The sequence below is a fragment of the Paenibacillus larvae subsp. larvae genome, assembly GCF_002003265.1.
In the GTDB taxonomy this organism is placed as follows: Bacteria; Bacillota; Bacilli; order Paenibacillales; family NBRC-103111; genus Paenibacillus_H; species Paenibacillus_H larvae.
Genome location: NZ_CP019687.1, coordinates 3412227 through 3438159, shown reverse-complemented (window position 1 = coordinate 3438159; position 25933 = coordinate 3412227). Strand labels below are relative to the sequence as shown.

Here is a 25933-nt window from a genome sequence, read left to right as displayed (position 1 = left end):
GTTCATGATGCCATAAGCCTCACTGTAAAGGGTTTGGCAACAACGCCAACTCCGGATGGTACTCCAGTGCTTCCCTGCAGTACTCACAGATTACGTGCACTGTTGTTTCTCCATCCGCGTTATAGGCTATTATATCTCTCCGCTCTTCGGGGGTCAAGAAATGGAAGCCCAATTGGAACTCGGACAGCTCATCCCCGTTCAATTCCCCTTGAAGTGTACGGCAGTGGCGGCAAATATACTTTACAGTCATCTTTATGCCTCCTCTTCTTTTCCTATACCTTCCACACTTTTTAGTATGGCCATCTTGAAAGATGGTTAAGCATAGAGAGAAAGCAAAAAATCAAGACTATCCGTTAAACTTTGCCATGGTAGCCTCGAAAGTATGGTCCAAGAAAAATTCCAAAGCTTCACAAGTCTTGTCCAGAATAGACGGCAGCTCTGCCATCTCGGCTTTATTAAAATTCGATAGTACGTAATCAGCTATGTCCTGTCCAGGAGCAGGCCTGGAGATTCCCATACGGATACGTTTAAATTCCTGAGTTCCTATGTGGGCAATAACGGACTTGATCCCATTATGGCCCCCGGCACTTCCTTTATAGCGCAAACGGATTTTACCAAAATCCGTATCCCGGTCATCATACACAATAACTATGTCCTGCACGTCCACTTTGTAATAATCCATAAACGCCCGGATTGCTTCACCTGATAAATTCATATAAGTTACCGGTTTTAGCAAATAGACTTTTTCCGTACCTACCCTTACTTCAGCCAGCTCCGACTTGCATTTGGATTGAAAGCGTACGCCTCCCAATTTTTCTGCAAAACGGTCAATGGCCATAAATCCTATATTATGGCGGGTATGAGTATAAGCTCTTCCCGGATTGCCTAAGCCCACAAAACATTTCACTGTTTCCGAACCCCCAATTTCTTTAACTTTTATTTACTATTCATTGTAACAACTGCACCTATTCTTCTGTCCTACATAATGTACCGCAGAATTTGACGAAAAACATTTGTTTTGAACTTTAAAAGGAGTAGGTGAACAATATGTATGATAACGGTCAGCCATTACTGCAGGACTGCCACTTTCAGGACCATATCGAAGCTGAGGTTCCCGTCCAAGTATACTATCAAAATTCGCATAAAGATATAGGCTTCGTACGATATTACACCACTAACTTTATTAAAATCAACAACACCTATTACAATAGGCACCGCTTTACTTTCATTTCCCGGCCCGGTTATTAACCGGAATCAGGAATCGCGGATTGAATTTGAAAAATAAAAATAGAGCTATTCCTTAGCCTTTTGGGCTTTTTGGAATGGCTCTATCTCGGCAAGTCATTTATATTAGGGATTTTTCAAACCATATCTTGCTAATATGTCATCAGGAACTTTGTAACCTGTTTGTACATATTGTGTTTGTTTAGGCTTCGAGAAGCTGCCGTCACTATAATGCGTTACAGTTTCGACATATTCATAATACCCATAATAAGTATTATAACTGATTCCCAGCCTAAGTTCGGCATAAGTGACCAATCGACCTTCTAACTGATTTTTAATCCACCCGCTTATAGCAGCTACTCCTACGGCTATAAAATGGCCGGGTACACCTGCTGCTTTCCCCATTTGCTTGAATGCAATTCCCACAGAAGTAGCAATAGCACCCACTGTTTCCCCGTTCCCATAAGTCTTATACATATGTTCTACTAGAGTAAAACTGCCACCGGGGGTGGGAATGCTCCTTGGACTTATTCTTTCTTCTGCAATATAGATTATGTTTCCTGGTTCACTATTGCTAACTCTAGCATCAACTGAACCAGGGGAAAGCAAGAAACTACAGCCCGTAAAAGCTGCAAATGCGGAAAGTAAAATCTTTTTCATATATAAACTTCCCATATATGGTAATATATCATGTATGGGTAATTTTGTATGGCATTTTTCTATTTCTTGTCCTTCTTCATCCTTTTATCTATAAAATCTGTAATTCCAAATGCAATCATCATTAAAACAGAAGTACTTATGAAAGTAATCCAACCATTCGTTTTATGCATAGTATAATCAGAAAATATTTGATGAGTTATGATAAAAAAAAGAAACCCGACGATGTATTCCAATTGTTATCCCCCTCTATAATCGCGTCAAAAATTCACTTCCAATTACCAATTTTTATTAAATTAACCTTTATATAACATACTTCATTTATCCATCCTATTCAAGACCAAACTTGTTAGAACTTAGAACTAAGGGCCTTAGGTAATCTTTATTTGCACATAACTAAAAACAGCGGCCCCTCCCGTCAGATACGGGAAGAGACCGCCTTATTATTATCCTCATTTATGCTGCCGACCCTGGAATCCTATTTTTACTCCTCCTGCGGTTCTGCTTGTGTGCCGGTTTCATCTGCGGCCTCTTCTTTCTGTGGAACAAGAATGGTTATCAGAACCTCGTTCCCGTCCGTTACCACTTCCACTCCCTGTGGGACCTCAATATCCGAGACAAGCAGATTCTGGTTAACGCCCAGCTTACTGATATCCACTTTTAACTGCTCAGGCAATCTATCCGGCAGACATCGGACCTCCAATTCCGCCGTTTGAATTTGCAGGATTCCCCCTTCTTTAACATCCGCAGGTTCTCCTGTAAATTCAAGGGCTACAGCAGTACGAACCGGTTCGTCCAGATTAATCTGGTGAAGGTCCAGATGAACCACATCCCCATTAATCGGGTCACGCTGTACTTGTGAAATCATGACCGGCCGTTTGCCCACCTCCGGAATATCCAAATCTATTACCGCATTAGGATGAGTTTTCAACAAAGCCAGAACATGCTTTTTTTCCAGCGCCAATGGCGAGCTTACCAGTGTTTTTCCATAAACAATAGCAGGTATTTTGCCTTCTTTGCGGAGCTTGTTCAACTCTCCTCTAGTTCCTTTATTCCTGGTTGTCCCTTGTAACATGATTCCCATAAGAAAAGAACCTCCTTTACATGGATAAATTTTTATTACCCGAATGAAGGAGGTTATGAAACCATTTTTTCCGTATTTTTATTTTTTATTTTTTATTTTTTATTTTTTTTGCTAATAATCGTTTACGCATAATTTCTGCATATCCGGACTTATTCGTTTGTCTTTGGCGGGCAATGGCCAAATCGTTCTCAGGCACATCATGCGTAATCGTGGACCCGGCCACAACATAAGCGCCCTTGCCAATTTTCACCGGAGCAATCAGGTTGACGTTACTTCCTACAAAGGCGTCATCTTCCACTTCGCAGACGCTTTTATTAAAACCGTCGTAATTGACAGTAACTGCTCCGCAGCCGAAGTTTACATTTTTGCCGACTAACGAGTCTCCTACATAGCTCAGGTGGGATACTTTGGAACCGTCCCCGATGGTAGCATTTTTCACTTCAACAAAGTCACCGATCTTTACTCCTTGCCCGAGCTTGGCACCCGGACGCAGGTAAGCAAACGGACCTACTTGTGTCTCTGCGCCTACTTCGGCTTCCTGGGCCACCGATTGCTTGATGCAGGCGCCGTCATGAACTTTCGTGTCCTTTAAATGAGTGAAAGGTCCGATGATACATCCTTCTCCAATCACCGTCGAACCGGATAAAATGGTACCCGGGTGAATCACGGTATCCGATCCGATTTTTACATCCTTGTGAATGTAAGTATTATCCGGGTCAATCAGGGTAACCCCGTTCAGCATGTGCCCCCGGTTAATCCGTACTTTCATCAACCGTTCAGCCTCGGATAATGCAATCCGGTCATTGACCCCGATAGATTCTGCAGGATCTTCCGTACAGTAAGCTTCTACTGTTTCGCCATCCCCTTTAAAAATGGCAATAACATCGGTCAAATAATACTCCTTCTGGGCGTTATGATTTGTTACCCTGGAGAGGGCCGCGAACAATTTACGATTGTCAAAACAATACGTACCCGTATTGATTTCAGAAATAGCCGCTTCTTCCGGGGTACAGTCCTTCTGTTCGACAATCTTGGCAACCTGGCCGTTCTCTCCTCTTACAATACGTCCATATCCTGCCGGATCCGGCATTCTGGCGGTTAGGATAGTAGCCGCCGCCCCGGAGTTTTTATGAAGCTCCAGCATTTTATTCAGTGTTTCGGAACGTACAAGGGGAGTATCTCCGCATACAACAAACGTATAACCTTCTTCTTCACCGATAGTATCCTTTGCCTGCAGGACAGCATGGCCTGTTCCCAGCTGCTCCTCCTGCATGGCGTAGCTGACCCGGTCACCTAAAAAGTTCTTTACCGCTTCTGCTCCATGACCAACTACAACTAAAGTTTTTGATGTATCTATTTCATCCAAGGTGTCTACTATATGTCCTACCATTGGTTTTCCGCAAACCGGGTGCAGCACCTTGTATAGTTTCGACTTCATCCGTTTCCCCTGGCCTGCGGCCAGTACTACTGCCATAACCTTCAATCCTGACAACTCCTTTATCTGTTACTAGTGTCTATGAATGCAAAATTAATCTTCACTCAATATAGCTCAATTCCGGTCAAAAGAAAAGAGAGCCTCCGGCCCGGCCGGAGCTCTCTTGCAATAAATCATTATGCGCCTTCCTCAATAACTTCCTCTTCTGCAGCGGCACGGTCGTACTCTGCCAGAACTGCAGCCTGGATTTTCTCACGGGTTGTGGAAGAGATCGGATGGGCGATATCACGGAATTCTCCGTCTGGAGTTCGTTTGCTTGGCATTGCTACGAACATACCGTTATTTCCATCGATTACACGAATATCGTGGACTACGAATTCATTATCAATGGTAATGGAGGCAATTGCCTTCATTCTCCCTTCGGAGTTAACCCGGCGAAGTCTTACATCTGTAATTTGCACTTTGTGTTCACCACCTTTTTCCAATCACAGGACTTGGTGTATAATTCCACATTTTAGTGCAAACTCCTTCTCAAAAAATAGGAAAAAACGTATTTTTTATTAAAATTTATGGAAATTAATCCGTTTCGACAGAAATCGATGCAATCGCTTCAATTTCGACAAGGACATCTTTGGGAAGACGAGCCACTTCCACGCAGGAACGGGCTGGAGTATGATCCCCAAAGTATTCGGCATACACTTCATTGAGCTCACCGAACTGGTTCATATCTTTAAGAAAAACGGTTGTCTTGACTACATCGTGAAGTGAACCGCCGGCGGACTCCAGGACAGCAATTAAGTTTTTAAATACCTGATGGGCCTGTTCGCGAATTCCTCCCTGTACCAATTCCCCGTTAGGCTGAAGAGGAATTTGACCGGAGGTAAATACCATTGAATTAATCATGACAGCTTGGGCATAGGGGCCGATTGCTGCGGGTGCTTTTGTTGTAGATACAGTACGGATCATTAAATTATTCTCTCCTTTTTTATTCATCAAAATAATTACCAAGTTCTACCGAAATTTGTTTACTTTTAGAATCTACACCTCTAAGGCGGGCCAAAGAAACGTAATCTTCAATCAGATGCTCCTCCACTTCGGCAGATTCCACGAATACACCAACCCCGGCTACAGTAGCCTTAAATTCCTGGAGCAAATCCATCATTCCCTGAATGGTACCTCCTGCACGTTTAAAATCATCTATAATTAGCACTCTGGACTCTTCAGGGAGAGCTCTGCGGGAAAGAGACATCGTCTGAATACGCTTATTTGAACCGGATACATAATTAATACTGACTGCAGAACCCTCTGTCACTTTATTGTCCCGGCGCGCTGTCACTACAGGCAGATTCAAATAAGTCGCTGTCGCATATGCAAGCGGAATTCCTTTAGTTTCTACCGTCATCACTACATCAAAATTCCTTTCTGCAAATGCAGATGCAAAGATTCTTCCAATCTCATTCAAAATGCGGGGCTCGCTAAGGATGTCGGACATATAAAGGTACCCCCCGGCAGAATCCGTTCGGGATTTTCCAGTTGATGGATCAGCTTTAAAACGAAACTCTTGGATGCTTCCAAAGAAACTTTGGGAATATACCTGACTCCACCGGCTGCCCCTGCCAATGTATGTACGAGACCCAAACCTTCCCCTTCAAACACTTCTTTTATAATGCCCAAGTCCTCACTAATGGACGATTTGGCAGAACCATACCGCTCGGCAAACAAAGTGAGCGGAATTAAAGAATGAGGTCTATCCAACATAAAATGGGTCATTTCCACTAATCTTGCGCTACGTTTTAACTTTTTCATGTCGCACCCTTTACTAAAATCCGAATATTATAAAGTCAATATATCACTGTTATACGCTTTTATTCAAGCGTGGAAAAGGTTTTCTTCCGGTAAGCTTCCTATTTTTTTACCTTTTTCTTACCCTGTAACAAAAAGCCCCCTTTAGGGGACCTTCTTAATCTCTAAGGCAGCATTCTAACCGCATACACATTTTTGCAAAATCCGCGAAGACCATTATAAATCCGGGCAACTTTGGATTCTTTAGCAACCAGACCGAATACAGTAGGTCCGCTGCCTGACATCAGCACTCCGTCCGCACCCAGCTTTTCCATACACTCCTTCAACTGGCGAACCTCCGGATACATAGGTAACATCACATCTTCCAGTACGTTCCCCATCAGGCCGCAAACACCATTGAAATCTTTGGCCTCCAAGGCCTTTATCAATCCATGAGTATCCGGATGGGTTCTGATTTGGTCAGCCTGTAAACGCCCATATATGTCTGATGTAGAAACATTGATCGGAGGCTTTGCCAAAATGACCCAGACCTGCAGAGGATTCACCAGGGGGGTAAGCTGTTCCCCTCTGCCGGCCGCAAGGGCTGTTCCGCCGCTTACGCAAAAAGGCACATCCGATCCGAGCTCCGATCCGAGCCTTTGCATTTCCGAAAAGGAAAGACCGAGTCCCCATAAGCGGTTTAGTCCGCGAATAGTGGCGGCAGCATCACTGCTTCCTCCCGCCAAGCCTGCGGCTACCGGGATTTTTTTATCCAAATGAATATATACGCCGGACCGAACATGATACCGTTCTTTTATCAGTCTGGCCGCTTGAAAAGCCAAATTTTTCTCATCAAGGGGAATGTAGCCTGCCTGGCTGGATATAATAATGGTGTCTCTGGAAATCTCCTGCATTTCGATGCGGTCTGCCAGGTCAACCATAGTCATGACCATTTCGACTTCATGGTACCCGTCTTCCCTTTTTCTTAGCACATCCAGTGCCAAATTGATTTTTGCCGGTGCTTTCTCCAGTACTTTCACCACATTCACCTCTTCACGCGCTTTAAGCCTTATGAAATGGCTGCTCATTATTATAACAAATGAGAAAAAGAAAAGCTAAAGCTCTGTCCGCTTCAGCTTTTTTGTAATGTCTGCTAAGGCCGCTTTTTTTGGGCAGCCTGCTCGGCAATTTGAATAGCGCGTTTGACCATATTACCGGCATCTTTCGCTTTAATGCCTCCCCAGCCCTCTTTTTGTACGGTATCATAAAAGCCAAGGTCTTTTGCAAGCTCATTCTTCAATTGATCTGACATGGTACTACGGCGTCTTCTTCCCATATGAAATCCTCCTTTGCAGCAATCATATGCGACGATGCTTGCCGTAATAGTATGCGCTAAACAGATTTTCCTCATGCGAACCGGATAAATGGGGGACCAACGTATTATTTAGAAGCGAACTTTTTTGGGCCGTAAAATAAATAAAGATAAGGGAAAATGATTTCACCCTTATCTTTCAAAAAAGGCAGAACTCCCGTAGGGAGCCTGCCGGCAAGCCTTTCAGTGCTCAATATACGTAATCCGGGTTTGTCCCTCATCATTGCATACGGTAACTTCTACGGATTCCGTTAATATATCTGCGTAAGTGTAGGAAACTCTCTTGAACGTGTGCTGTTCCTGATCCAGCTTCACAATAAAAACAGAAGGGTAGGTTTCTTCGAGAACACCCGATCGCTCAATGGTCTTTCGGCGGCCACCGTTTGCTCTTAAACGAATCTTTTGTCCTACATGCGGATCCAAACTGCGTTTAATTTCCAACAGCGAATTTTTTGCCATTACCTCAACCACCTCTTTCCGTATATATTATACCCAAACCCTGACATTTTGTCAAGCGAACCAAATATTATATCAGGATGGCAAGTTTATTGTCAACAGTCTATCGGGATTAATTTCAGTTAACTCTTTAGACAGGGTTTGTTATTTTTATGGAAATTATACGGAAAGAAAAGAAAATGGCTCTTGTCGGCTTATATTTACTTATCTTTACACAAAAAAGCACCCTTTAAGGGCGCTATAGATGTTATGGAACGGATTCTTTTTCGTAAGCCTTAAGCCGGGGAACACCTAAGCGGTAGCTTCCTCTGGACTCCAATCCTCCTAAACCCTCGAGGCCTGTTACCGTCAGTTCGGCCATGTCAATCATAGAGATTGTATCCCGTATAGAGGTACAGGCCAATTTGGAAGCAATGCACAGCGGATCTAAGGCGTGAATCAGAATCCGGGCAGGAGAACTTGCAAAATTGGCTCCTGCATGAAGCAAAGCTTCAAAGTGAGACTGGCAAGCCCCCGCCACTATGGTTAGATTATCTCTACTCCGTTCATACTGACGGGCTATTTGAACAGCTTTAACAAAGTATAGCGAATTTTTATAACTCTCAAGGCTGTTCAAGTCCTTTCTCCGGTTCTTAATAAGCCCGTCATGTCCGGTTATAACCACAATATCCGGTTTAATCCGAGGCAATAAACGGTACAGGACATCCGGCATTTGTTTTTCATTAACATAAAAGCCCTCGGCAGGCACTCGAAGCTTGTTGTATAAATGAAGGCTTTTCTTTAAATAAGATGGGTCGCCATCCAGGTGAAGCACTTTCCCCGGCATTTCGAAAAAATGGGAGTGGGCCGCATTCTTTTGAGAGATTACGGATTGATTGCGGGAATGCTGTTGTTTGCGGAACTGCCCCATTCGTCTCATCGTTTCAAGCACCGTAGGCTCGTTAAGCCTGGGGTAATCACTTGAAGAGGATGAATTGGCCCTTTCCAGGTCCTGAACCGGTGCATCGGCCATCAACCGGTAATCCACTCCCCGCAATACCGCCTTCTCGGAGAATATAATTTGTTCAATGCGAAAAAGGATGTCTCCACCGTAGGATTTTCTCGTCACCAGGTCACCCTGCCTCATGGTAATCCCCTCCCCTAGGCTATCCTATGGCGGCATTGGGTAATTGGTGTCTATTTTGTTATTTTCCCTTGCTTATATTGGAGCAATATTTCACTGAGCCGGGCAAATTCCTCAATGCTGAGCGTTTCTCCCCGTCTAGAAGGCTGGATGCCGGCTTCCCGCAAAAGAGCTTCCATCTCTTTCTTATTTTCTTTGCTGCAATATCTGGCAGCCAGGTTGTTATAGATCGTTTTCCGTCTTTGCGCGAATGATGCCTGTATGACCTCAAAAAAGAAAGCTTCGTCACTTACCCTAACCGGTGGTTCCTTCCGCAAGGCAAGTTTAATAACGGCTGAATCCACGTTAGGCTGGGGGACGAAAACGGTACGTGGAACTATTGAAATAACTCTCGCTTCACAGTAATACTGGACAGCAATACTTAAGCTGCCGTAATCCTTTGACCCGGGGACTGCCGCCATCCGCTCAGCTACTTCCTTTTGAATCATGACCACAATATTTTCTAAAGGAAGCTTATTCTCAAGAAGTTTCATAATAATGGGGGTCGTTACATAGTAGGGCAAGTTTGCTACTACAGTAACCGCAGAAACTTGTTGAAATTTATCCCGGAGAAGCTCTTTTAAATCCATTTTGAGCACATCCCCGTGAATCACTTCGGCCGGGTACCCTTCCAGGGTTTCCGACAAAATCGGCAATAGCCTTTGGTCAATCTCAACAGCTACTACTTTACCCGCCTGTTTGGCAAGTTGCTGGGTCAATGCTCCGATGCCAGGTCCAATTTCCAGAGCACCCTTTTGCGAAGTCAGTTCAGCCGCTGATACGATCTGGCGCAGGATATTCAAATCCATCAAAAAGTTTTGCCCCAGACTCTTTTTAAATGAAAATCCGTGTTTTTGAATGATTTCTTTTGTTTTTCTTGGAGTAGCTACATCCCGGGAGGAATGGGAGTGTGAATTCATAAAGTCTCCTCTTCTTTATCCTGTAATTGTTCTACCGCCGCTTCAAATTCCTCCTTGGAGATTTGAAAAATAGAACAGCGTTTATAAAATTGCTTACCATTACAATAACCGATTCCAAGCCGCTTGGCTACTTCCAGACGGCGTGAGGCTGCTTCCGGATGATTGATCAGGCCGGCACGGATCAAGTCCTCCATAGTAAGCTGGGAGACTGCCCCTTCATACTCCGTACGAACGTTTTGCAGAGCTTTGCGGATAACTTCCGGAGTAGCATTCTCCACCCCGATATCCCCTTTATTTTCTGCATCCTCTTTGGTTATAAACGCGTGCTTGCATCCCTGGACTTTGGCTGAAATTATTTTGCGGATTCTTTCCCCCGCGTGATCCGGATCTGTAAAAATAATGACACCCCTGCGCTGCTGGGCCAGAGCTATACGTTTTATAGTAGCCGGATTAATTGCAGAACCTCCTGTTTCAATCGTTTCCGCCTCTACGGCCCGTTTAATGGCTGTTGTATCATCCTTGCCTTCAACGACAATGATCTCTTTAATCATTTAGTTTCCCCTTCTTCTCTTCCTTCAAACTTCACAGAACGCAGAAAAAAGAAGAGGAACCTCCTCTTCTTTTTCGCCATCTTGTATGGGAAGCAGTATACCCTGTTTATGCAGGGATTAGTCTTCGGATGGTTTGTTTGGTCCAATAACGTGAACCGTCAGGCCGCGTTTTACCCCAAAACGGTTCACATGGTCTAATGTATCGAAATAAACGTCGATTTTGTTGCCTTTGATCGCTCCGCCTGTATCTTCCGCACGACGATAGCCGATACCTTCAATGTATACCCACCATCCAAGAGGGATAACACTTGGGTCAACCGCAATGGTTCTTCCTTCTGCAGCTTTTGCACCGGAAGCCGTAGCCATACTTAAGCCTGGCTCTTGAGCGGAGTAGGCCGTCAACGTAACATTTTTCAAGATTTTTTTACTGTTAGCCAGGGGCCCGCCTGAATTCGTTTCAGGTTGTTTCACCGTAGATTTATTAACCATGGCGGGTATTTGTTTCGGTTCGGGAACCGAGGCAATCGTCACAGGTTCTTTTGTACCGACAGCAATGACTTTGTTTACGCTCTCGGACTGTACTTCCTGATTCACAATGGCTTCAGCAACCAGTACGCCATCTTCAAAAATCTTTTCTTTTTTCTTGGACAGGATGCCTTCCTTGCCTTCCTGCACAATTTGTTCCTTGCCTTTTAACAGCTGTTCCTCATTTTTCTTCACAACGTCAAAGGCAATTGGTTCGGTAATGTCCTCATACTCCTTTGTTACCCTGATAACCTGAATGCCCATATTCGGAGTTAGAGCTGAGTCCATGGAAGGTTTTACTTTATCCAAATCTGCCAAAGTTATATTAAAATCCTTCAATGCACTTTCTACCGTTCTTGCAGTTGTGTAAACAGTTTTGGTCTGTCCATCAGCTTTCAGTTCAACCGGTATAGCGTGGTCAATCACAATCTTCTGACCGTCTTGAATTTTGCTGTCCAGCGCTACAGACACATAATCGTGTTCTCCGATTGTAATAGCTTCGTCATCCAGTAGCCGCTGCAGGACCCATTGTCTGGTTTCGACGTTTTTCTCTTGTCCATTCACAACTAGGGATACGCTCTTGGTAGCCGTACCGTACAACAACACCAACAACATGAAAGTCAAAGCGAATGAAATAATGGCCACAATAGAAATCATACGCAAGTTTTCATGCTTCCATCGCAATGCGAAGGACATGCTGGATGATCGTTTTTCATGGGTCTCAGGGTTCGATATATTGCCCACTTCTTCGGTCCTCCTTCAAAGTCCCGCCGTCGAGTTTATGCATGATTAAAATGACGTGACTCAAGTAAAATATAATGAATGCCGTGCCTTGTTAGGCCTCCCCCGTATCCGATGACAAGGTAGTGGCACCAGCGGGTTCAATCCACCTCCTTCTTTAGTCTTTAGTGGATCCCTGACGGATCCTCGTCCTAACGAAAGCAAAAAAAGCCAGGGAAAGAGGAATCTTCCCGTGGCCTGAGAAAATCTGTCTTAATTTTTAAAGACGACACTACAATGTACCCTCTCTCATGTGCTTACGAGGTTAGCTGACGGATTCGGACTGAGAGTAGCCCTACCTTACCCACCCTTGCCGGTATTCTTCACCAGCCCGGACCTGTAAGGATTCACCCCATAATGGTCTGTTACCCTCCGATTAGGTTCGACTTTTCCCACCTATCGGTATTCACAGCGGTTCCCCCCGTTTTCCTGTTACCAGGAAATTCAGCGATCACATTGAGATAGCTTATTAAGTTATCATGAAAGTATATTACGCTGTTCCAGCATATTCTGTAAAGAGGAAGCCACCCTTATTTTCATTAAAATTTGGCTTTATTAGTCCATTATATGAAGATAACCCCCATCTTTTCTGCCTTTTCCTCATTAAAACTAAATTTTTATGAGAATTTCTAAGGAAATGTATTCCAATTATGCTTTTGACTCAGTTTTGATTATAATAGTTTTACAGCATTTAGCAATAAAAGCAGGTGATCATGATGACAGATGTCCTTACCGTTGAAGAACTTTATGGGGGCTATTTGCCAGGAAAACCCGTTTTAAAAAATATCACGTTCTCCGTTAAAAAAGGAGAAATGGTAGGCCTCATCGGATTAAACGGAGCCGGCAAAAGTACCACGATAAAGCACATCCTGGGGCTACTGGAACCCCAACAGGGATCCATACGCATCCACGGAAATACCCTGAAAGAAAACAGAACTTCCTACCGCAGCTCTTACGCTTATGTACCGGAAAGCCCTGAACTTTATGAAGAGCTGACTATCCAAGAGCATCTTGAATTGACTGCCATGGCCTATGGGCTGAATCGAAAAGAGCTGGAAGAAAGAGCTGAGATTCTGCTGAATGAATTCCACATGAAAGAAAAAACCGGCAGTTTCTCCACACAGCTCTCCAAAGGAATGAAGCAGAAGGTTATGATTATGAACGCCTTTCTCGTCAGACCTTCTCTCTATGTGATCGATGAACCCTTTCTGGGTCTTGATCCCTTAGCCATGCGCTCTCTCTTGGATTTAATGTCGAAATATAAGGAAAACGGGGCAAGCTTCCTGCTCAGTTCGCATATTTTATCAACAATTGAAAAATATTGCGACCGGTTCATTGTACTGGACCAAGGCGAAATTGTGGCTCAAGGAACATTGGAGGACTTACGCGGGAAAACGGGAATGCCCGCTGCCTCTTTGGATGAACTCTTCTATTATATGGTTAAAGGCGGAGTACGTTAATGCATCCTCAAACGTTATGGAAAAAAAGATTCGATCATTATATCCAATCTGTTATGGGATATTGGAGAGTTGTAGGAAGAAGCAACTTCGGAGGGTTTCTGGTTTTATTCATTATTGTTTTCTCTTATTATTATGGAAAAACATTGCAGACGCTTCCCGCCTCTTTCCCTTACTTATGGATCGCAATTCCCTTTTTGTCGCTGATGATCTGCCCGGGCAACATTCGTACTTTAATTCGGGAGCCTGATCGAATCTACCTCCTTCCTGTCGAAACAGAGCTGAGCCTATACTTTCAAAAAGCGTTCCGGTACAGTTTCGGCATCCAGGCTTTTCGTATATTTGCGGCCCTGATCCTGTTATGGCCTTTGTACCGGCATTGTACGGGTAATGAAGCCCGGCCCTTTTTGTCGATTCTTGCTTTTCTCCTTATAATGAAGGCTACCCATTTAATGGCTTATTGGCAGGAGACAAAGTGGATTCATCCGGTAATCCGGTCAGTTTCTGTCGCATACCGGTGGCTAACAGCGACGCTTATCCTCCTGATTCTTTTCCAATGGGGAGTTTTGTACGCCGCTATCTGTACTATTTTAGCCATCCTAATCTGGTTGGCAGTTTTTCGATCAACTCGGCGTTATATCATAGGCTGGGAATATCTGATAGACCGGGAAAAGCAGCATAAGTACAGGTTGAATTTATTTTTCAGCTGGTTTATGGAAGTACCGGAATTGGGAACACGTGTGATGCGGAGAAGATGGATGAACGGTATTTTTAAACGAATCCCTTTTGATTCTGCCCATACTTTCCATTATTTATATGCCAAGAGCTTCATCCGCTCTGAATTGTTCAGCATGACGCTCCGCACTCTGGGTCTGGCTTTCATGATCATGTGTGTCAGTTCGGCAGAAATCATGCGGGGTCTGGTAGCAATCGTCGCTTTTCTTATCATAACGGTACAAGTTTCTTCTATAGAACATATGCATACGTATACGTTTTGGATACATATGTATCCCCTTAAAGAAGGTCAGCAAAAAGGAGCTCTCGTGCGGATAACTGAAGTAACGCTAACAGCAGTGGTCGTGCTGTTAAGTGTGCCCTTCTTTATCCGCCTGGAACTCCTGGCAGGGGCGGCTTGGATTATTTTGGGACTTGCATGTGCCCTATGGGCCGGCCGGATTCGGTTGAAACGCAAGTTTAAGGAAATCTGGACTACTTAAGACCCAACAGGCGGATAGCATTCCGGGTAGTGATCTCTGCAAGCTCTTCAAGAGGCATTCCCCTGATTTCCGCAGCTGCTTCCGCCACTAGTCTGACATAACCGGTTTCATTACGTTTGCCGCGGAAAGGATGTGGAGTAAGATAAGGGGCATCCGTTTCCACAAGCAGCCGGTCAAGAGGAACCCGGGCCAAAACCTCCTTCGGCTGCTTGGCATTTTTGAAGGTAACCGGACCTCCGAAGGAAATATAGAAGTTCATATCCAGACATTGTTTGGCTGTTTCCCAGCTTCCCGAATAACAATGCATGATGCCGCCGACTTCGGCGGCATTTTCTTCCTGCAAAATGCGTATAACATCTGCATGAGCATCCCGGTTATGGATGACAATCGGCATCTTCAGCTTATGCGCCAGCCGGATTTGTTTTCGGAAGACTTCCTGCTGAACATCTTTCGGGGATGTGTCCCAGTAGTAATCCAGTCCGATCTCTCCAATGGCTACCACTTTCTCATGGCTGCATAATTCCTCGATCCAAACCAAATCTTCCTCTGTCATATCCTTAGCATCCTGAGGATGCCATCCAACCGTGGAATAAATGAAATCATAACGCTCCGCAAGTTCAATGGAGCTTGGAATCGTTTCACGATTAAATCCCACATTCACTATGCGGGTTACCCCTTGTTCAAGAGCACGCTGAATAACCAATTCCCGGTCTTCATTAAATTGCTCGGCGTTCAAATGGGTATGAGTATCCGTCAACATTCTTGCTGTCTCCCCTTTTCAAAAAAATGTAGGTTTGCTAACCCTTGTTTAACCACTGTTTCAAATTAGAGGTCCGGATATTTAAAAGCAATTCCTCCGGGTAATAAATATGGCGTTTTCCTGCCTGAAGTCCACTGATCGAACGGACAATTTCCGATTTTTTGGAGATTTCGGTGAGCTCTTCTTTCCGGTTCAGGAGCAGGATAGGAAGTTTTTCGTCTTTTTCACCGGGCTTATAAACATCATAAGAAAGATCGGAGGGGAAATCCACTTCACTATAATAATTCGGATCCTTGCCGAGGTCTTCCAAAGCCTCCTGAATCTCTCCCAACAAATCGGGGTGAGGACCGTCTACTGTTATGTATTTAAACAAACGTCTATTAATGAAACGGTGACACAAGTCAGACAGAATCTTATCCTTTTCGTTAATCCAATAGATCAGATTAGTTTGAACAAGAGATTCATCCAACATAAAATAAGAGTCTATAGTTATATGCCCACTCAGGAGACTACGGACCGGTTCCAGCATAAAATGGAATGTATAGCCCCCCTCATATAAATGCTTGGCGCGCATAAATATTTTGTGCAACAAGATTTCAGCACTCCGGGTTACGGGGTGAAAATAAATTTGCCAATACATTTGGTACCGGGACATTAGGTAGTCTTCCACAGCGTGCATGCCGCTTTCTTTTACTACAATATGTTCCTTGTAAGGACGGATTACCCGGAGAATGCGCTCTAAGTCAAACTTGCCATAGTTTACACCTGTGAAATAAGCATCGCGGAGCAAATAATCCATCCGGTCCGCATCCAGCTGACTTGATACCAGACTGACGACAATCTCCTTCTGATAAGTTTTCTTTATAACGTCCGCTACTTTCTGGGGAAAATCCGGAGAAACCTGCTTCAGTACCCGGTTTACTTCTGTATCTTCCAGTACCATGCGGCAGGACCATTCTTCGTGATTCGTACCGAACACTTTTTCAATGGAATGAGAGAATGGTCCGTGTCCCAAATCATGGAGCAAGGAAGCGCACAGGCAAAGAAGACGCTCCTCCTTAGGCCAATCCTCATAATCGTTTCTTTCAAACTGGGATATAATTTTTCGGGTAATCTCATATACACCCAACGAATGTGAAAAACGGCTATGTTCCGCACCATGAAAAGTGTAGAAAGAAGTACCCAGTTGGCGAATACGCCTCAATCTCTGAAATTCTTTTGTATTGATAAGGTCCCAAATCAGGCGATCCTTGACATATACATAATGATGAACAGGGTCCTTGAATACTTTTTCTTCCCTCACTGTCTTAACACCACCTTTGTCGAATCTGATCTATAGAATCGATAGTTATGTAGATTATTGTCGAAAAACATAAATAGAGACATTTCCAATTCCCCGTCCCGTCTAAGAAGCTTGTGAAATTTGTCATTGCCTGTTATTGGATAATAGTTTATTCTAAAGTCCCTTATATATCAAGGCTTAAATTGGTTTCGACCCATAGCGAATTTGTGAATTTTTAATGTTATGTCAGCTAAAGTCAGCTAAAGATCCAATGTACTGGTTGACTAAACTGGGAATGGTTGGTATAGTTAATAAAGAAAAAGAATGTCGAATATTGACGATTCAGCAATTGGAAGGAGAATCATAGATGATGAAATCTACTGGTATTGTAAGAAAAGTTGACGAATTAGGACGGGTAGTCATCCCAATCGAACTTCGCCGTACTTTAGGCATTGGTGAAAAAGACGCTCTGGAAATTTACGTAGACGGCGAGCGCATTATGTTGAAAAAATACGAGCCTGCTTGTATTTTCTGCGGCAACGCTGAAAACGTAACTTACTTCAAAGGCAAAATCGTTTGCCAAAATTGTTTGTCTGAAATGCCAATCCCTGTGACAAAATAAAGAATATAGGTTATAATAGAAAGAGCAATTTTTCTATTGGTAATTCTAACCTTTTTCATATCTCCTTGATATCTCTAGTTCCGGTGATATTTTCACTGTGAACTAGAGATCTTTTTTTCTGGGATTAAGAATCCAGCAAATGATTATATACTTCCCGTTTGGGCAATTTCCGGTCGGCAGCCGTTTGTTTGATCGCTTCTTTCTTGTTTCCGTGCAGGGCAAGATAGTGGGCTACATGTTCCTCCAGTGATAATTTTTTCCACCATATCTCTTCTTCGGCATCCGCCTCTCCAGTTCCTTCCATAATTAGGCAATATTCTCCTATTGGTGGATATTCCTCCAAATGGGCCAAACATTCACGAACTGAGCCTCTGACAAATTCTTCATGCCGTTTAGTCAGTTCCCTAGCCAGGCATATCTGCCTATTCCCCCAATGTTCCTCTATTCCTTCCAGCGTTTTGATAATACGGTGAGGGGACTCGTACAGTAAGAAGGTTGAAGACACATGCTTCCACCGTTTAAGGTGCTCTTCCAGCCTTTTTCGATCCCTTGGCATGAATCCCAGGAATGTAAAAGCATCTGTCGGCATCCCCGAAGCGATTAGTGCAGATAAAGCTGCATTAGGACCGGGAATGGGAATAACAGGAATCCCCTCTTCCATGGCCATCTGGGCTAAATCCGTCCCTGGATCGGAGATGGCAGGAAGCCCCGCATCACTGACCAGGGCTATAGTAGTTCCCTCTTTCATCAGGCGGATCAATTCAGGACCACTGGCCCGCTTATTATGTTCATGATAACTGACCAACCGTCCCGATATACCGAGATGGGTTAAAAGCTTGCGGGTTTGTCTCGTATCCTCAGCCGCTATAATCTCCGCCTCCTGTAAAATACGGACAGCCCGGTATGTAATGTCTTCCAGGTTACCGATAGGTGTTCCTACTAAATATAAGACCCCCCCGCTTTCCGTATTCTGATAGCTTTTTTGTATCTTCATCTATATCCCCTCATTCCAATGCTGTTCTTTCCCCGTAATAGACTGCCATAAGTTCATCACAATACTCATTCTGCTCGTTATAAACGATGAGGGGGGGTTGGGTCCTAATTTCAGGCTTGCCATCTTTCACTCCTTCTATAAGAACCATCATGGCTTCTTCCCCTATACGCGGATGAATAAACCGGATACGTTTCGGCTCAATCCGGTACTGTCTCATCAAAAAACAAATGTCTACCAGACGGCTGGACCTGTGTACCATGGCCATTTTTCCACCTGTGCGCAACAATTTGGAAGCAACGACAATCACATCTTCCAGGGTACAAAAAATTTCATGTCTGGCAGCGGCCACATGTTCATTTTTATTTTTTTCTCCTGTCGGTACAGGCAGATAGGGTGGATTAACAGTCACCAAGTCAAACTGTCCCGTTCCGAGAACTTGGTAAATGTGGCGAAGATCACCATGAATCATATGAAGCTGCTCCTGCAGCATGTTGAGATCCACATTTCTCATAGCCATATCTGCCAGTTTTTGTTGAATCTCAATACCCCATATATGGGCTTTAGTTCTAGTGGAAAGCAGCAAAGGAATAACACCATTCCCCGTGCATAAGTCCATAATTTTCCCCTTGTTTGGCACCGTGCAAAACCGGGCAAGCAGCACCGCATCTAAGGAAAAACTGAAGACCTCTTCGCTTTGAATAATGTGCAGGCCATGTGTCAACAAATCATCGATGCGTTCTTGTGGTAGTAAGGGAACCCTTGTCATAGTAACTCCTTTCTCCTTGTACATATAGAAAAAACCGTAGAGAGGTCCCCTACGGTGTGTACCCGACGCTCCTGCGGGAGTATACCCGCATTATTTATTCAAAAAGGATAGGCAGAACAAGCAGTCTCCCTCCGTCCGAAGATGGCCATAGTACACATTGCAGATATGGAAGCCTTCATTATAAAGCCTGGCGAGATTATCATGCCCTTCTCCAATGCTCGGTACATCTTCTTTAGACGTTCGCTGAATATATTCGTTTTCCTTTTCTTGAAGGACGGCACGAAGCTGCTGATTTTCAAGCATTAAATGCTTATTCTCCTCCAGCAGGGCAATAATTTTCTTCTTGAGTGCGCCTAATTCTTCATAGGCCTTGCCCATTTGCTCTTCAATTTGTCCGACTTCAACAAAAATATCCTGTTTATCCACTGTTTCACCTCAGTGCATTTACGTTACTTCTTGTTCTACCACGTCATCGAACGGTAAATCCATTATTTTACCGAGTTCAAATAACTGCACCTTGGCGGTTTTGGCATTCATATTAAGTGCCAGGACCTTACCATTCCCATAAGAAGTAATGACCATTTTCCCAACAGTAGGCAGGGTATCTTTGGCACTTTCATAGTTGTCATGCTCGTACTTCAGACAGCACATTAACCGACCGCACAATCCGGAAATTTTGGTAGGATTTAGGGAAAGGTTCTGGTCTTTGGCCATCTTAATGGACACAGGTTCAAAATCCCCCAGAAAGGACGAGCAGCACAGAATCCGGCCACATGGGCCTATTCCGCCAAGCATTTTGGCTTCATCACGAACACCGATTTGTCTGAGTTCAATCCGGGTTCTGAAGATGCTGGCCAGGTCTTTGACTAATTCCCGGAAATCGACCCGGCCTTCAGCCGTAAAATAAAAGATAATTTTATTTCGGTCAAACGTATATTCCACATCCACCAATTTCATTTTGAGCTGGTGTTGTCTAATTTTGTCCAGACAGATCGAGAAAGCATCTTTGGCTGCCTTCTTATTCTCTTCCACTAAAACGGAATCCGCCTGATCAGCAATGCGAATAACTTTTTTTAAAGGCAGTACCACATCCTGCTCCTGAACTGTCTTCTTGCCAATAACAACCTTTCCGTATTCGATCCCTCGGGCCGTTTCGACAATAACGGCATGTTCTTTTTCGATCGGCAGTTCAAGAGGATCAAAATAATATATCTTACCCGCTTTTTTAAAGCGGACACCTACAACTGAGTACAATTCTACACCCCCTGTATCCCCACAAGCATTTTCTCCATGACCAACTGCGGATTGGCGTTAGAACGCAAGCGTTTTTGAAGTTCAACAGCCTGCTCCATCATTTGCACCCAGTCTGTCACATCCCGACTGAATGCGAGGGAACTCATCCAGTCCAATTGATCCATATATACAAAAGGCTCATTGCGTCCAAGACGCAAGCGCACCATATCCTTCAACCATAAGATAATAAAATCAAACAGGACAGGCATATGCTCGTTCAAATTGGTTTTGATCAGCTTCTGCTGTACTGTGATGAATGATAAGGGAAATCTGGTTAAAGTCTCTTTCAGTAATTGTATCACTAGGTTTCTCATCTCTGCAAACCAATTTGCTTCTATGAGTTGGACCCCAGCCGTCATCTGGACGGCAGAGCGAACCAGTATCTCAGGAAAACCTTCTTCGATTAATATGCGTGTCATTTCAGCACGTGGCATAGGAGTAAATGAAATCCACTGAGCCCGCGATTGGATAGTTGGAAGCAAGGCATGTCCGTTTTCCGTAATGAGAATCGCCACTACTTGTGACACGGGTTCTTCCAAAAACTTGAGCAGGCTGTTAGCTGCCTGAGTTGTCATTGTTTCTGCTTCACTTACTATATATATCTTGGTACTCGAAGAAGCCGATTTATAGGAGAATTCCTTTTGCAGCTCCCGGATCTGATCGATTTTAATCGAAGCCCCATCAGGTTCTATCATATATAAATCTGGGTGATTCCCATGTTCAACCTTGCGGCACTCTCTGCATTCTCCGCAGGAATCACCGTCTCCATTCAAACAATAGATCGCTTTGGCAAATTCTATTGCCATTTGTTTGCGGCCCGTACCTACTGGTCCGCTGAAAATATAGGCATGGGAAATTTTATCTTCCCGTAAGCTGTTTTGCAGCATTCGCTTAGCCGTGGCTTGTCCACGTATAGACTGAAAAGACATAGCTGAATACACTCCGTCCGAATTTCTTAAGGCGGATCAACCATCATGTGCTTAGTAAAGAAAGTGTATTAACATCCCACGAATTTCACCAATCTGGTGCAATAAGTTAATCCGGCCCTGTTCGGTCTCCAGAAGTTCATCCGCCATTTGAAGCAGTTCCGCATCTACCTCTTCAAGCAGTTTGTACCTCTTGCTTCTCCCTCGGCGGTCCCATCCGCGTGTGTCCTTCAGATGGACCCCGCGGCGCGCTGTTTCCTCCAGAAACTTTTTAACCAGAAGTTTATACTCTCTGAGTTCTCTGAGGGTCATATTCCTAGAAAGACGGTCACCCTGCAGACCGATTTGCTCGAATAGGCGGACAAGCTGCTCCTGGGTGACCTTATTATCATGCCGGATCATCATTTCGGAAAAATTTTTCAGAGAAGTATGGGATGGCACCGGATTTTCCGAAACTTTCATATTTTTACTGGTGGGATGCCACCCTGGGTTAATTTTCACCTGGGGCCTCCTTTTGTTGGGAATATCGTTTATCTATATGATCTGTTTAGAAATGCTCAAAGTTTTCCACCGGCAGAACAAACACTGCAGCGCCGCCGACTTGAACTTCTACAGGGAAAGGAATGTAGGAATCGGCAGTTCCCCCCATGGGAGATACTGGGGTAACTAGTTGATCGCGTACTTTACAGTTGGCCTTAATGACCTCGAACACTTCATTGACGCGCTCATCTTCGATCCCGATCATGAACGTCGTGTTGCCCGCTCTTAGGAAACCGCCCGTACTCGCCAGCTTAGTGGCGCGAAACCCTTCCTTAATCAGGGCATTGGACAGACGGTTGCTGTCTTTATCCTGCACTACGGCAATTACTAATTTCATGGTTGATTCCTCCCTTTTCATTATACCTGATTTTAAGAAAAATGAGACCCATCCAGCAACATTTTCCCTATTTTGCCTTTGAGCCAACTAAAAAAGTCGGTTTGAATCCGGAGGGCGATATCCTCCACATTTCCTTCGGCTTCGATCAGACAGATTCGTTCGGGATTTTCTTTATAGATTTGATGGAATCCTTCCCTTACACGTTGGTGGTAATCCCTTCCTTTTTGTTCAATGCGATCAAGTCCCTCTTCACGCCGGGTCAGCCTACTTCGACTAATCTCCACCGGCACATCCAGCAGGTAAGTCCTGTTCGGCAGAAGTCCGGAGCTGGCAAACCTGTTGACTTCTATCACGCTTTCAAATTCTATTCCAAGCCCATAGGCCTGATAAGCCAGACTGGCATCAATAAAGCGATCGCAAAGAACAATCTTTCCTTGTTTCAGAGCGGGAAGGATAACTTCATGTACATGCTGGGCACGGGAGGCAGCATACAGCAGCACCTCTGTCTGATCCTTCATCTCCTGGTGTTCGGGAGAAAGGATAAGGGAACGGATCTGATCACTGATCGGCGTCCCTCCCGGCTCCCGGGTCTGGAGTACCTGAAACCCCTGTTTATTTAAAGCGTCTGCTAAAAGGCGGATTTGAGTTGTTTTTCCTGATCCGTCCGGTCCTTCGAATGTTACAAATACTCCTTTCACATTACCCTCCTAAAAATTCAGCTGAAACATAGCTGCGATAACCCAGCTTTGCCAGTTATATCTTGGACCCTTAGTATACCTGCAAATATCCGGCTGTGGCCTCTCTTGATCCATGAAAACGAATACCTTGAACGGCCAATTCCTCCAAATACCGGGCAGTTTCAGTTGTAATTAGTTCACCTGGGTACAAGACCGGAATACCCGGCGGGTAAGGAATCACCATCTCAGCCGAATACAGGCCGGCAGCTTGATGAATGGGAACACTGCGGCTTTGGTTAATCCGTTCAGTATTAGGATGGAGATCAAAGACAACCGGGGCGGATATTGACGAAACATGAGGGTTATTCATCATATTCGCTGCCTGGGCCTTTAGTTCCTCCTTATTGATACAAAAATCAGACTCCATACGGCGGAAGGCATTACTAGCCCGGGCCGCTTCTTCTTGAGTAGAAGCCAGGGTGAATAGAAGCAGTACCTGCCGAGGTGTTGCCAGTTCCACATAACACCCTTTAGACTCAAGGTTTCTCTGGATTTCCGGACCGCTCATTACGCCTCGGCGGTCAGAGACGGTTATTTTAAATGGGTCCAGCGTATCAAAAACACTATTAACAGTAGGTGATACTATCTCAAACCGGGGAAGTTCCTCCATCCTTTTGCGAAAGAATCGTACGGTATCCATCCCCTTCTGGATATCCGCTTCCCCCTGTATGTGCATCTGGCGCCGGGCCAAATCCAGGGAAGCCAAAATAGGATACGACGGACTGGAGCTTTGCAGTATTGTTAGCTGCCGTTTAATCTCAGACCGGTCAATCAAGCTGCCTTGAACGTGCAGCATGGCCCCCATCGTCATGGCCGTCAGCATTTTATGTGTGGACTGTACGACCGCATCTGCCCCGGAGGAAAGAGCGGAAGGCGGAAGCTCGGGATGAAATCCGTAATGAGCACCATGGGCCTCATCTACCAGCAGAGGCTTACCATGAGCGTGCATAAGGTCGGCAATCGGTTTTAACTGCTGTCCCATCCCGAAGTAATTTGGATTGGTAATCAACAGTCCTTTGGCTTCGGGATAGGTACATAAAGCTGACGAGACGTCTTCCAGACGCACACCGGCCGCTATACCGCTCTCCTGATCCCACTGCGGTATTAGGAAAACCGCCCGCACACCGGCCAGCATTAAGCCGTGAATAATAGACTTATGAGCATTCCGCTGCACAAGAAGTAAATCCCCCCTCCGGCATACGGAGAGGATCATGGCGAGATTTCCTACGGTGCTGCCACCGACCAGAAAGTGCGTTTCTTCGGCACCAAAGCAATCGGCAGCCAGTTCCTGGGCTTCGCGGATCGCACCTTCAGGCTGATGGAGATCATCCAGCCCGGGAATTTCTGTATAATCGATCTTTAGGATCGATTCGTAAAACGGGGCTTGCCAGTTCATGGCTCCCCGCCCCGATTTATGTCCGGGTACGTGGAAGCTGGCCGGATTCCCGTCTGCATGTTGGATCATTTGTTCATATAAAGGGGCTCTGTGTCTTGGTAGCAACAGTAATAATCTCCCTTCCTGTTTTTCTGTTTCTCTTGATTATACCAGAAGGGGAATTTTTCTTGACTTCAATATTATGAAAAGGCAGTTCCATATTTTTCAAAGTAAACATGGAAGGGAAGCTGACTGTCAGGGTTACAAGAAAAAAAGGCCGCAAAAGGGCCATTGAAATCTGGGTAATTAAATAAAGTAATTTACTTTTTTAACAGATACTTTTTCATTTGATGAACAAAAAAAGGATATTTGGTATCGCATACATCGGTGCGCACCATTTCTGCCTCACATGCTTCGCAAATAAAACCGTCCAATACCGTAATGCCATCGGTTTCTTCCCTGCCGCAAATAATACAGGTGCATGTGCATACCACCGGCTTTTCCATCGGATCATCCCGTCCTTTTTGCAATTCTTAGAATCCGTTTTCATTCTAGTATACCCAGAATCTCTTCTCTTAAACCTTATCTAAAAAAGAGTCTTCCATTCCATAACAAATAGAGCCTATCCTACCGATAATTATGGTACTACCTGTCTTAGAAAGGAAGATCTATTTGCAGCATCCACTTTCTCAAGAAGCCACAATTTATGAATATACGCTGCTCCGAAAGTTTAAAATGAACCCTTTGTTCGGAAGCTTGTATGCCTTAACCGCATTGGTCTGGTGTCTGAAAACAGTCTCATTTATAGATGCAGGTTTAAGTGTCTTAAGCGCAGGGGTTATCTTCCTGCTTCATGCCCTTTTATTAATGGCATTGGTAAAAATAGGACCTTACCGTCCAGATACAGGCTGGACCTGGCAGTACCAGTTGCTTTGGGTGGGCTATCTCCCAACCAAATATGTTAAATACACTACAATGATGAAACTGCACTTGCACGTATTTGCCATAGGAGGATTGGTTATATTAGCTTTTTTTGTTTGGCTGCCTGTACTAGTGCGGGGAGATCTGTTCTTTTTCCACCTCTGGATTCTGTTACCGCGGTTTTTCTTTCTGATGCGCTGCAAACAGCTCAAGGATGTTTCATGGGTGCTCATAACCCGGTGGACACTATCTTGCTACCGTCAATAGTCTCCTGTTATAACTTACGCTAGGGAAGTTGATACCACCTTTTGGTTATCTTACTTTTGCATCCAAAGTGTCCAACTAAATCCCTAGCCTCACTCTCCCCTTCACTCAGAAAATATAAAGAAAGTATACGCGTCTCGAGTCTTAATGGTGAAAAATCATTAAAACAAAAAAACCTTTTTGGATTAGTTCCAAAAAGGTTTTCTTATTGCTTGGCAACGTCCTACTCTCCCAGGACCCTTCGGTCCAAGTACCATCGACGCTGGAAGGCTTAACGGCCGTGTTCGGGATGGGTACGCGTGGTTCCCTTCCGCTATCGTCACCAAACCGGATTTTTCGAAGCATTGCTTCTTCGATCAGACTGCGAAAAAATATCCTACCTTAGACTACCATTTTTGCGAAGCAAAATATGGCCATTCAGATCGGATTTTTCGAAGCGTTACTGCTTCGATCAGGCTGCGAGAAAATATCCTGCCTTAGAAAAGGCATGCAGC

Annotated in this window: 30 protein-coding genes, 1 rRNA gene, 1 pseudogene and 1 riboswitch; of the genes and pseudogenes, 4 read left to right on the top strand and 28 right to left on the bottom strand. The window is 44.5% G+C overall.

Annotated features, from left to right (window positions below; genetic code table 11):
- Nucleotides 1-19: 19 nt before the first annotated feature.
- The 15 genes and pseudogenes from BXP28_RS17810 to BXP28_RS17735 form a co-directional block, all read right to left on the bottom strand.
- The gene (locus BXP28_RS17810) at nucleotides 20-250 is read right to left on the bottom strand and encodes an anti-sigma-F factor Fin family protein (RefSeq protein WP_024095449.1); all 231 of its coding nucleotides are present in this window, start codon (nucleotides 248-250) and stop codon (nucleotides 20-22) included.
- A 96-nt stretch (nucleotides 251-346) separates the two neighbouring features.
- A complete protein-coding gene (gene pth, locus BXP28_RS17805) occupies nucleotides 347-907 on the bottom strand; it encodes an aminoacyl-tRNA hydrolase (RefSeq protein WP_023482235.1) in 561 nt (186 codons plus the stop codon).
- Nucleotides 908-1350: 443 nt separating this feature from the next.
- Nucleotides 1351-1884, bottom strand: a complete 534-nt coding sequence (locus BXP28_RS17795; RefSeq protein WP_024095451.1) for a hypothetical protein — start codon at nucleotides 1882-1884, stop codon at nucleotides 1351-1353.
- A 481-nt stretch (nucleotides 1885-2365) separates the two neighbouring features.
- Complete coding sequence (locus tag BXP28_RS17790; RefSeq protein ID WP_023482237.1) at nucleotides 2366-2965, bottom strand: 50S ribosomal protein L25; 600 nt, start codon at nucleotides 2963-2965, stop codon at nucleotides 2366-2368.
- Between the two features lie 85 nt (nucleotides 2966-3050).
- Nucleotides 3051-4448 (bottom strand): bifunctional UDP-N-acetylglucosamine diphosphorylase/glucosamine-1-phosphate N-acetyltransferase GlmU, encoded by a 1398-nt coding sequence (gene glmU, locus BXP28_RS17785; protein WP_036655542.1) that lies wholly within the window; start codon nucleotides 4446-4448, stop codon nucleotides 3051-3053.
- 128 nt (nucleotides 4449-4576) lie between these two features.
- Entirely contained in the window at nucleotides 4577-4861 is a 285-nt protein-coding gene (gene spoVG, locus BXP28_RS17780; protein WP_036655543.1) for a septation regulator SpoVG, read from the bottom strand.
- A 115-nt stretch (nucleotides 4862-4976) separates the two neighbouring features.
- Entirely contained in the window at nucleotides 4977-5366 is a 390-nt protein-coding gene (locus BXP28_RS17775; protein WP_036655545.1) for a RidA family protein, read from the bottom strand.
- A gap of 19 nt (nucleotides 5367-5385) precedes the next feature.
- A pseudogene (purR, locus tag BXP28_RS17770) lies at nucleotides 5386-6206 on the bottom strand (pur operon repressor).
- A gap of 161 nt (nucleotides 6207-6367) precedes the next feature.
- On the bottom strand, nucleotides 6368-7222 hold the full coding sequence (ispE, locus tag BXP28_RS17765; RefSeq protein WP_036655548.1) for a 4-(cytidine 5'-diphospho)-2-C-methyl-D-erythritol kinase: 855 nt from the start codon (nucleotides 7220-7222) through the stop codon (nucleotides 6368-6370).
- Nucleotides 7223-7335: 113 nt separating this feature from the next.
- The gene (locus tag BXP28_RS17760; RefSeq protein WP_024095455.1) at nucleotides 7336-7518 is read right to left on the bottom strand and encodes a small, acid-soluble spore protein, alpha/beta type; all 183 of its coding nucleotides are present in this window, start codon (nucleotides 7516-7518) and stop codon (nucleotides 7336-7338) included.
- Between the two features lie 219 nt (nucleotides 7519-7737).
- Nucleotides 7738-8013 (bottom strand): biofilm formation stimulator Veg, encoded by a 276-nt coding sequence (gene veg, locus BXP28_RS17755; RefSeq protein ID WP_023482244.1) that lies wholly within the window; start codon nucleotides 8011-8013, stop codon nucleotides 7738-7740.
- A 244-nt stretch (nucleotides 8014-8257) separates the two neighbouring features.
- Nucleotides 8258-9136: a sporulation peptidase YabG gene (yabG, locus tag BXP28_RS17750; RefSeq protein WP_023482245.1), complete on the bottom strand. Its 879-nt coding sequence runs from the start codon at nucleotides 9134-9136 to the stop codon at nucleotides 8258-8260.
- A gap of 50 nt (nucleotides 9137-9186) precedes the next feature.
- Entirely contained in the window at nucleotides 9187-10092 is a 906-nt protein-coding gene (gene rsmA / locus BXP28_RS17745; RefSeq protein WP_023482246.1) for a 16S rRNA (adenine(1518)-N(6)/adenine(1519)-N(6))-dimethyltransferase RsmA, read from the bottom strand.
- Complete coding sequence (gene rnmV, locus BXP28_RS17740) at nucleotides 10089-10643, bottom strand: ribonuclease M5 (RefSeq protein ID WP_023482247.1); 555 nt, start codon at nucleotides 10641-10643, stop codon at nucleotides 10089-10091. Before rnmV ends, rsmA begins: the two co-directional genes overlap by 4 nt.
- A 117-nt stretch (nucleotides 10644-10760) precedes the next feature.
- Nucleotides 10761-11912 (bottom strand): resuscitation-promoting factor, encoded by a 1152-nt coding sequence (locus BXP28_RS17735; protein ID WP_036655552.1) that lies wholly within the window; start codon nucleotides 11910-11912, stop codon nucleotides 10761-10763.
- 275 nt (nucleotides 11913-12187) lie between these two features.
- Nucleotides 12188-12408, bottom strand: a riboswitch (cyclic di-AMP (ydaO/yuaA leader).
- Between the two features lie 256 nt (nucleotides 12409-12664).
- On the opposite strand from BXP28_RS17735, the gene BXP28_RS17730 reads away from it, so the two are divergent.
- Both BXP28_RS17730 and BXP28_RS17725 read left to right on the top strand, forming a co-directional pair.
- The gene (locus BXP28_RS17730) at nucleotides 12665-13408 is read left to right on the top strand and encodes an ABC transporter ATP-binding protein (protein ID WP_036655553.1); all 744 of its coding nucleotides are present in this window, start codon (nucleotides 12665-12667) and stop codon (nucleotides 13406-13408) included.
- Nucleotides 13408-14622, top strand: coding sequence for an ABC transporter permease (locus BXP28_RS17725; protein WP_023482250.1), 1215 nt, complete (start codon nucleotides 13408-13410; stop codon nucleotides 14620-14622). The genes BXP28_RS17730 and BXP28_RS17725 overlap by 1 nt, the downstream gene beginning before the upstream one ends.
- Here the strand turns inward: BXP28_RS17725 and BXP28_RS17720 are convergent.
- Nucleotides 14615-15382, bottom strand: a complete 768-nt coding sequence (locus tag BXP28_RS17720; protein ID WP_023482251.1) for a TatD family hydrolase — start codon at nucleotides 15380-15382, stop codon at nucleotides 14615-14617. The two genes, BXP28_RS17725 and BXP28_RS17720, sit on opposite strands and share 8 nt — an antisense overlap.
- Nucleotides 15383-15419: 37 nt before the next feature.
- Nucleotides 15420-16685 carry an HD domain-containing protein gene (locus BXP28_RS17715; RefSeq protein WP_023482252.1) on the bottom strand — a complete coding sequence of 422 codons (1266 nt, stop codon included), beginning with the start codon at nucleotides 16683-16685 and terminating at the stop codon, nucleotides 15420-15422.
- A 346-nt stretch (nucleotides 16686-17031) separates the two neighbouring features.
- On the opposite strand from BXP28_RS17715, the gene BXP28_RS17710 reads away from it, so the two are divergent.
- Nucleotides 17032-17286, top strand: coding sequence for an AbrB/MazE/SpoVT family DNA-binding domain-containing protein (locus tag BXP28_RS17710; protein ID WP_023482253.1), 255 nt, complete (start codon nucleotides 17032-17034; stop codon nucleotides 17284-17286).
- Nucleotides 17287-17410: 124 nt separating this feature from the next.
- On the opposite strand, the gene rsmI is transcribed toward BXP28_RS17710, so the two are convergent.
- The 10 genes from rsmI to BXP28_RS17660 all read right to left on the bottom strand — a co-directional run bounded on the left by rsmI (nucleotide 17411) and on the right by BXP28_RS17660 (nucleotide 24760).
- Nucleotides 17411-18280: a 16S rRNA (cytidine(1402)-2'-O)-methyltransferase gene (rsmI, locus tag BXP28_RS17705; protein WP_023482254.1), complete on the bottom strand. Its 870-nt coding sequence runs from the start codon at nucleotides 18278-18280 to the stop codon at nucleotides 17411-17413.
- A gap of 10 nt (nucleotides 18281-18290) precedes the next feature.
- On the bottom strand, nucleotides 18291-19046 hold the full coding sequence (locus tag BXP28_RS17700; RefSeq protein WP_036655555.1) for a tRNA1(Val) (adenine(37)-N6)-methyltransferase: 756 nt from the start codon (nucleotides 19044-19046) through the stop codon (nucleotides 18291-18293).
- Nucleotides 19047-19136: 90 nt separating this feature from the next.
- Nucleotides 19137-19472: a DNA replication initiation control protein YabA gene (gene yabA, locus BXP28_RS17695; protein WP_023482256.1), complete on the bottom strand. Its 336-nt coding sequence runs from the start codon at nucleotides 19470-19472 to the stop codon at nucleotides 19137-19139.
- Nucleotides 19473-19490: 18 nt separating this feature from the next.
- Nucleotides 19491-20300 carry a PSP1 domain-containing protein gene (locus BXP28_RS17690; RefSeq protein WP_023482257.1) on the bottom strand — a complete coding sequence of 270 codons (810 nt, stop codon included), beginning with the start codon at nucleotides 20298-20300 and terminating at the stop codon, nucleotides 19491-19493.
- 2 nt (nucleotides 20301-20302) lie between these two features.
- Nucleotides 20303-21268: a DNA polymerase III subunit delta' gene (gene holB / locus BXP28_RS17685; protein ID WP_023482258.1), complete on the bottom strand. Its 966-nt coding sequence runs from the start codon at nucleotides 21266-21268 to the stop codon at nucleotides 20303-20305.
- Nucleotides 21269-21319: 51 nt separating this feature from the next.
- Nucleotides 21320-21766 carry a YaaR family protein gene (locus BXP28_RS17680; protein ID WP_036655559.1) on the bottom strand — a complete coding sequence of 149 codons (447 nt, stop codon included), beginning with the start codon at nucleotides 21764-21766 and terminating at the stop codon, nucleotides 21320-21322.
- A 46-nt stretch (nucleotides 21767-21812) separates the two neighbouring features.
- The gene (darA, locus tag BXP28_RS17675; RefSeq protein WP_036655561.1) at nucleotides 21813-22142 is read right to left on the bottom strand and encodes a cyclic di-AMP receptor DarA; all 330 of its coding nucleotides are present in this window, start codon (nucleotides 22140-22142) and stop codon (nucleotides 21813-21815) included.
- Nucleotides 22143-22174: 32 nt separating this feature from the next.
- Nucleotides 22175-22840: a dTMP kinase gene (gene tmk / locus BXP28_RS17670; protein WP_023482261.1), complete on the bottom strand. Its 666-nt coding sequence runs from the start codon at nucleotides 22838-22840 to the stop codon at nucleotides 22175-22177.
- A gap of 70 nt (nucleotides 22841-22910) precedes the next feature.
- Nucleotides 22911-24380, bottom strand: coding sequence for an aminotransferase class I/II-fold pyridoxal phosphate-dependent enzyme (locus BXP28_RS17665; protein ID WP_230460608.1), 1470 nt, complete (start codon nucleotides 24378-24380; stop codon nucleotides 22911-22913).
- Nucleotides 24381-24574: 194 nt separating this feature from the next.
- Complete coding sequence (locus BXP28_RS17660) at nucleotides 24575-24760, bottom strand: sigma factor G inhibitor Gin (RefSeq protein ID WP_024095463.1); 186 nt, start codon at nucleotides 24758-24760, stop codon at nucleotides 24575-24577.
- Nucleotides 24761-24926: 166 nt separating this feature from the next.
- Between BXP28_RS17660 and BXP28_RS17655 the strand changes: the two genes are divergently transcribed.
- Nucleotides 24927-25442: a hypothetical protein gene (locus BXP28_RS17655; RefSeq protein WP_024095464.1), complete on the top strand. Its 516-nt coding sequence runs from the start codon at nucleotides 24927-24929 to the stop codon at nucleotides 25440-25442.
- A 207-nt stretch (nucleotides 25443-25649) separates the two neighbouring features.
- On the opposite strand, the gene rrf is transcribed toward BXP28_RS17655, so the two are convergent.
- Nucleotides 25650-25766 (bottom strand): 5S ribosomal RNA (gene rrf, locus BXP28_RS17650).
- Nucleotides 25767-25933: the final 167 nt, after the last annotated feature.

Bases quoted from the DNA above. Each gene is read 5' to 3' on its own strand.
- BXP28_RS17810 (WP_024095449.1), bottom strand. From the start codon at position 250: ATGACTGTAAAGTATATTTGCCGCCACTGCCGTACACTTCAAGGGGAA.
- BXP28_RS17795 (WP_024095451.1), bottom strand. From the start codon at position 1,884: ATGAAAAAGATTTTACTTTCCGCATTTGCAGCTTTTACGGGCTGTAGT.
- BXP28_RS17790 (WP_023482237.1), bottom strand. From the start codon at position 2,965: ATGGGAATCATGTTACAAGGGACAACCAGGAATAAAGGAACTAGAGGA.
- BXP28_RS17775 (WP_036655545.1), bottom strand. From the start codon at position 5,366: ATGATCCGTACTGTATCTACAACAAAAGCACCCGCAGCAATCGGCCCC.
- BXP28_RS17760 (WP_024095455.1), bottom strand. From the start codon at position 7,518: ATGGGAAGAAGACGCCGTAGTACCATGTCAGATCAATTGAAGAATGAG.
- veg (WP_023482244.1), bottom strand. From the start codon at position 8,013: ATGGCAAAAAATTCGCTGTTGGAAATTAAACGCAGTTTGGATCCGCAT.
- yabG (WP_023482245.1), bottom strand. From the start codon at position 9,136: ATGAGGCAGGGTGACCTGGTGACGAGAAAATCCTACGGTGGAGACATC.
- rsmA (WP_023482246.1), bottom strand. From the start codon at position 10,092: ATGAATTCACACTCCCATTCCTCCCGGGATGTAGCTACTCCAAGAAAA.
- rnmV (WP_023482247.1), bottom strand. From the start codon at position 10,643: ATGATTAAAGAGATCATTGTCGTTGAAGGCAAGGATGATACAACAGCC.
- BXP28_RS17730 (WP_036655553.1), top strand. From the start codon at position 12,665: ATGACAGATGTCCTTACCGTTGAAGAACTTTATGGGGGCTATTTGCCA.
- BXP28_RS17725 (WP_023482250.1), top strand. From the start codon at position 13,408: ATGCATCCTCAAACGTTATGGAAAAAAAGATTCGATCATTATATCCAA.
- BXP28_RS17720 (WP_023482251.1), bottom strand. From the start codon at position 15,382: ATGTTGACGGATACTCATACCCATTTGAACGCCGAGCAATTTAATGAA.
- BXP28_RS17710 (WP_023482253.1), top strand. From the start codon at position 17,032: ATGATGAAATCTACTGGTATTGTAAGAAAAGTTGACGAATTAGGACGG.
- rsmI (WP_023482254.1), bottom strand. From the start codon at position 18,280: ATGAAGATACAAAAAAGCTATCAGAATACGGAAAGCGGGGGGGTCTTA.
- BXP28_RS17700 (WP_036655555.1), bottom strand. From the start codon at position 19,046: ATGACAAGGGTTCCCTTACTACCACAAGAACGCATCGATGATTTGTTG.
- holB (WP_023482258.1), bottom strand. From the start codon at position 21,268: ATGTCTTTTCAGTCTATACGTGGACAAGCCACGGCTAAGCGAATGCTG.
- darA (WP_036655561.1), bottom strand. From the start codon at position 22,142: ATGAAATTAGTAATTGCCGTAGTGCAGGATAAAGACAGCAACCGTCTG.
- BXP28_RS17660 (WP_024095463.1), bottom strand. From the start codon at position 24,760: ATGGAAAAGCCGGTGGTATGCACATGCACCTGTATTATTTGCGGCAGG.